At 54.2% G+C, this 5,992-nt stretch carries 3 tRNA genes and 3 rRNA genes; all 6 read right to left on the reverse strand.

Annotation, left to right across the window (positions count from 1 at the left end):
* Positions 1–190: 190 nt before the first annotated feature.
* Positions 191–267 (reverse strand) — tRNA-Met (locus WFP78_RS23205).
* Positions 268–439: 172 nt separating this feature from the next.
* A 5S ribosomal RNA gene (rrf, locus tag WFP78_RS23210) occupies positions 440–554 on the reverse strand.
* 144 nt (positions 555–698) lie between these two features.
* A 23S ribosomal RNA gene (locus WFP78_RS23215) occupies positions 699–3,509 on the reverse strand.
* Between the two features lie 315 nt (positions 3,510–3,824).
* Positions 3,825–3,900: transfer RNA gene (locus tag WFP78_RS23220), tRNA-Ala, on the reverse strand.
* Positions 3,901–3,919: 19 nt separating this feature from the next.
* Positions 3,920–3,996: transfer RNA gene (locus WFP78_RS23225), tRNA-Ile, on the reverse strand.
* Positions 3,997–4,183: 187 nt separating this feature from the next.
* Positions 4,184–5,672, reverse strand: a 16S ribosomal RNA gene (locus WFP78_RS23230).
* Together the 16S, 23S and 5S rRNA genes with 3 tRNA genes alongside form the textbook arrangement of a ribosomal RNA operon.
* Between the last annotated feature and the right edge of the window lie 320 nt (positions 5,673–5,992).

Genomic DNA, 5,992 nt, shown 5'->3' on the forward strand with positions numbered 1-5,992 from the left:
CCCTATGGCATTGCGGACAGTTCGGTCGCCTTTGCCTTCGTGCCGATTTCGGAGATGCTGGCGAAGATGGCATAGGCGCGGGGTGGAGGCCGCGGCTTGGGATGCCGCAACTGGTCGGGGATCTTGTAGACGCGCTTTAGCCCCGGACCTTGCTGGTACGGGGCTGAGAGTTGTTTTGCATGTGGTATGTTGGTTGCGGGAGCAGGATTTGAACCTGCGACCTTCAGGTTATGAGCCTGACGAGCTACCGGGCTGCTCCATCCCGCGACACTGCATATTGGGTCAGGGGATCACACGGAGGCTTTTGCCTCCGCAAGGCCGAACGGCCGCCGCGCCTTGTGGCGCGAAAGCCTAGCGGACGGATGTCCGCGCCGGCGCCTGAGGCCAACAACAAAGTGAATGGGTTATGCCCGCATTTGTTTCATGCGCCGGCTTCAATGCCTGGCGACGACCTACTCTTCCAGTGCTTGAGCAATAGTACCATCGGCGCGGTCTGGTTTCACGGCCGAGTTCGGGATGGGATCGGGTGGGTCACAGACGCTATGGTCACCAAGCAATGAAGCAGGCGCATAAAACAGTGCGGGTTTTTTAATCGAAGATCCGTGCGTTAGTTCTTGACCATTATATCGGGCTGCGAATGATCATCCAGCCATCTGCGACGTTGCCGGTTTCCCAGGATTGTCATTGATGGTGGGACTCTCAAGCGCGAAAAGAGCAATTAGGACTGGTTAGCTCCATGCGTTACCGCACTTCCACATCCAGCCTATCAACGTGGTGGTCTTCCACGGCTCGATGAAATCTTATCTTGAGGGAGGCTTCCCGCTTAGATGCTTTCAGCGGTTATCCCGTCCATACATAGCTACCCAGCTGCACCGTTGGCACGATGACTGGTACACCAGAGGTATGTTCAACCCGGTCCTCTCGTACTAGGGTCAACTCCTCTCAAATTTCGACGCCCACGGCAGATAGGGACCAAACTGTCTCGCGACGTTCTGAACCCAGCTCACGTACCACTTTAATTGGCGAACAGCCAAACCCTTGGGACCTGCTCCAGCCCCAGGATGTGATGAGCCGACATCGAGGTGCCAAACGATTCCGTCGATATGAGCTCTTGGGAATCATCAGCCTGTTATCCCCGGCGTACCTTTTATCCGTTGAGCGATGGCCCTTCCACGAGGGACCACCGGATCACTATGACCGACTTTCGTCTCTGCTCGACTTGTCAGTCTCGCAGTCAGGCGGGCTTATGCCATTGCACTCTAACAGACGGTTTCCAACCGTCCTGAGCCCACCATCGCGCGCCTCCGTTACTCTTTAGGAGGCGACCGCCCCAGTCAAACTACCCGCCACAGAGGGTCCCTGCACCGGATAACGGTGCGAGGTTAGACATCAGAAAACAACAGGGTGGTATTTCACCTATGGCTCCACCAGATCTGGCGACCTGGCTTCAAAGCCTCCCACCTATGCTACACAGTTCTTTCCTAATGCCACTCTGAAGCTGCAGTAAAGGTGCACGGGGTCTTTCCGTCTAACCGCGGGTACTCCGCATCTTCACGGAGAATTCAATTTCGCTGAGCATGTACTGGAGACAGTGGGGAAGTCGTTACGCCATTCGTGCAGGTCGGAACTTACCCGACAAGGAATTTCGCTACCTTAGGACCGTTATAGTTACGGCCGCCGTTTACCGGGGCTTCAATTCAGAGCTTGCACTCCTCCTCTTAACCTTCCGGCACCGGGCAGGCGTCAGACCCTATACGTCGTCTTGAAGCCGACTTAGCAGAGTCCTGTGTTTTTGCTAAACAGTCGCTACCCCCTGGCCTGTGCCCCCCACAAAAAGTTGCCTTCATGTGGGGCCTCCTTCTTCCGAAGGTACGGAGGCAATTTGCCGAGTTCCTTCAGTACACTTCTCTCAAGCGCCTTGGTATACTCTACCATCCCACCTGTGTCGGTTTAGGGTACGGTCTATAATGGAGGGGCTATTTCCTGGGACAACTTCCCTGCCTGGACCAATCCGTTAAGGCCAGACAAGTTACGCCATCCGTCACACACCTCCAGGCCCACGAATATTAACGTGGTTCCCATCGACTACCCCCTTCGGGCTCGTCTTAGGGGCCGGCTTACCCTGCTCAGATTAGCTTTAAGCAGGAACCCTTGGGATTTCGGCGACAGTGCATCTCACACTGTTTATCGCTACTCATGTCAGCATTCGCACTTCCGATACCTCCACGACCCATTACCAGATCGCTTCATCGGCCTACGGAACGCTCCGCTACCGCGTGATCGTAAACGATCACACCCTAAGCTTCGGTGCATCACTTGAGCCCCGTTACATCTTCGCCGCAGGATCTCTTATTTAGACCAGTGAGCTGTTACGCTTTCTTTAAAGGATGGCTGCTTCTAAGCCAACCTCCTGGTTGTTTTGGAAATCCCACATGCTTTCCCACTTAGTGATGACTTGGGGACCTTAGCTGTAGGTTAGGGCTGTTTCCCTTTTGACGACGGACCTTAGCACCCGCCGTCTGTCTGCCGGACTAGACTCGTTGGTATTCGGAGTTTGGTTAGAGTTGGTAGATCTCGCGACCCCCGCATCCATCCAGTGCTCTACCCCCAACGGCAATCATCCGACGCTCTACCTCAATAGATTTCGCGGAGAACCAGCTATTTCCCGGCTTGATTGGCCTTTCACCCCTAAACACAACTCATCCGATAATTTTTCAACATTAAACGGTTCGGTCCTCCAGTGGGTGTTACCCCACCTTCAACCTGGTCATGCCTAGATCGCCGGGTTTCGGGTCTAATACATCGAACTCAATCGCCCTATTCAGACTCGCTTTCGCTGCGCCTACACCTAACGGCTTAAGCTTGCTCGATACATTAAGTCACTGACCCATTATGCAAGAGGTACGCAGTCAGGCCTCAAGGACCCTCCTACTGCTTGTAGGCATTCGGTTTCAGGTACTGTTTCACTCCCCTCATCGGGGTGCTTTTCACCTTTCCCTCACGGTACTGGTTCGCTATCGGTCATGCACGAGTATTTAGGCTTGGAGGGTGGTCCCCCCATGTTCAGACAGGGTTTCACGTGCCCCGCCCTACTCAAGTCCTGTCGTTTCGCTTTCGCATACGGGACTGTCACCCGCTATGGTCAAACTTTCCAGATTGTTCTGCTAACTCAACGACAGGCACTGGCCTGGTCCGCGTTCGCTCGCCACTACTAACGGAATCTCGGTTGATGTCTTTTCCTCCGGGTACTGAGATGTTTCAGTTCTCCGGGTTCGCTTCACCAAAGCCTATTTTATTCAGCTTAGTGATACCTTTCCCATTTAACTCCGTATCCGCCAAATTCCGAAGAACCGCCGGATGCGAAATTAAATGGTGAAGGTGGGTTTACCCATTCGGAAATCGCGGGATCAAAGCTTGCTCACAGCTCCCCCACGCTTATCGCAGCGTGCCACGTCCTTCATCGCCTGTGCATGCCAAGGCATTCACCAAATGCCCTTACCTCACGCTTGAGAGTCCACACCACCAACGACAATGCTGGGCTTGCAGGTAAACCTGCAAACCACTCGGCTAGCATCGCCGCGGTATCCGGTGTGGATGATAATCTCAGCCTGATATTTTAGTAACGTCATGCTCTGTATTCCGGCCATGGTCGAAACCATCGCCAAAACCAAAGCCATGTCGCCACGGCATCGATTAAAAAAACCCATTCACAATGTCAAAGAGAGGCGCTCGCGCGCCTCATATCACCGGCCAAAGCCGGTAAACCGCTATCTTCATCTCTAGAGAATTACGTGGCCTTGCTCCGCGAAGCATCGCTACGCAAATGGTGGAGCCTATCGGGATCGAACCGATGACCTGATGCTTGCAAAGCAACCGCTCTCCCAGCTGAGCTAAGGCCCCATTTGAGGCTCTGCGCTGATGGTGGGCCGGGGAGGAGTTGAACCTCCGACCTCACGCTTATCAGGCGTGCGCTCTAACCACCTGAGCTACCGGCCCCAGCACGCTCGCAGGCTGCTTTTACAGCAGCGCGAGGCGCTCGAAAGCCTGCTCAGCTACCAACCAGACACTTTTCAGCGTCTGGCTGATCTCTAGGATGAAGGGACATGAGGACGGCGGCAATGTTCTTTGGAAATGACGAAGCTCTTCTGGAGACAAGCTCCAGCGCTTTCGTCACGATCCTTAGAAAGGAGGTGATCCAGCCGCAGGTTCCCCTACGGCTACCTTGTTACGACTTCACCCCAGTCGCTAAACCCACTGTGGTCGCCTGCCTCCCTTGCGGGTTAGCTCAACGCCTTCGAGTGAATCCAACTCCCATGGTGTGACGGGCGGTGTGTACAAGGCCTGGGAACGTATTCACCGCGGCATGCTGATCCGCGATTACTAGCGATTCCGCCTTCATGCTCTCGAGTTGCAGAGAACAATCCGAACTGAGACGACTTTTGGAGATTAGCGCACCCTCGCGGGATAGCTGCCCACTGTAGTCGCCATTGTAGCACGTGTGTAGCCCAGCGCGTAAGGGCCATGAGGACTTGACGTCATCCCCACCTTCCTCCGGCTTATCACCGGCGGTTACCTTAGAGTACCCAACTTAATGCTGGCAACTAAGGTCGAGGGTTGCGCTCGTTGCGGGACTTAACCCAACATCTCACGACACGAGCTGACGACAGCCATGCAGCACCTGTCACTCATCCAGCCGAACTGAAGAAATCCATCTCTGGAAATCGCGATGAGGATGTCAAACGCTGGTAAGGTTCTGCGCGTTGCTTCGAATTAAACCACATGCTCCACCGCTTGTGCAGGCCCCCGTCAATTCCTTTGAGTTTTAATCTTGCGACCGTACTCCCCAGGCGGATAACTTAATGCGTTAGCTGCGCCACCTAAGTGCCATGCACCCAGACAGCTAGTTATCATCGTTTACGGCGTGGACTACCAGGGTATCTAATCCTGTTTGCTCCCCACGCTTTCGCACCTCAGCGTCAATGCCGGTCCAGTGAGCCGCCTTCGCCACTGGTGTTCTTCCGAATATCTACGAATTTCACCTCTACACTCGGAATTCCACTCACCTCTCCCGGATTCAAGCAATCCAGTCTCAAAGGCTATTCCGGGGTTGAGCCCCGGGCTTTCACCTCTGACTTAAATCGCCGCCTACGTGCGCTTTACGCCCAGTAATTCCGAACAACGCTAGCTCCCTCCGTATTACCGCGGCTGCTGGCACGGAGTTAGCCGGAGCTTATTCTCCCGATACTGTCATTATCATCTCGGGTAAAAGAGCTTTACAACCCTAAGGCCTTCATCACTCACGCGGCATTGCTGGATCAGGCTTGCGCCCATTGTCCAATATTCCCTACTGCTGCCTCCCGTAGGAGTCTGGGCCGTGTCTCAGTCCCAGTGTGGCTGATCATCCTCTCAGACCAGCTAAAGATCGTAGCCTTGGTAGGCCTTTACCCCACCAACTAGCTAATCTTACGCGGGCTCATCCCTGGGCGATAAATCTTTGGACTTTCGTCATCATCCGGTATTAGCAGTCATTTCTAACTGTTATTCCGAACCCAAGGGCAGATTCCCACGCGTTACGCACCCGTGCGCCACTAGACCCGAAGGTCTCGTTCGACTTGCATGTATTAGGCATGCCGCCAGCGTTCGTTCTGAGCCAGGATCAAACTCTCAAGTTTGATGTTCAACCAACGACACGGAGGAATAATCCATGACGATGGCTGCCATTCCAAGGAGCCATTCCTGCACATTACATATTACTGTGGATATGTATTGAGACATATAGGAACGGCCTAATTTACTACGAGTATCTACGCCTTGAAGCCGTAAAACCCGGAGCCGCCGCCCACATGTCCCTTCATCAAACTGACAATGTCAAAGAACCAATCCAACATCAAAACCGGACAATCCAGCTCCCCGCTATCGCTACCGGGGGACATATCGTCCGTCTATGTTGGCGGCCGTACCAGACGCTGTCAGTAGGCAGCGCCCCGTCCGG

Origin of the sequence: Sphingobium aquiterrae (assembly GCF_037154135.1) — a bacterium.
In the GTDB taxonomy this organism is placed as follows: Bacteria; Pseudomonadota; Alphaproteobacteria; order Sphingomonadales; family Sphingomonadaceae; genus Sphingobium; species Sphingobium aquiterrae.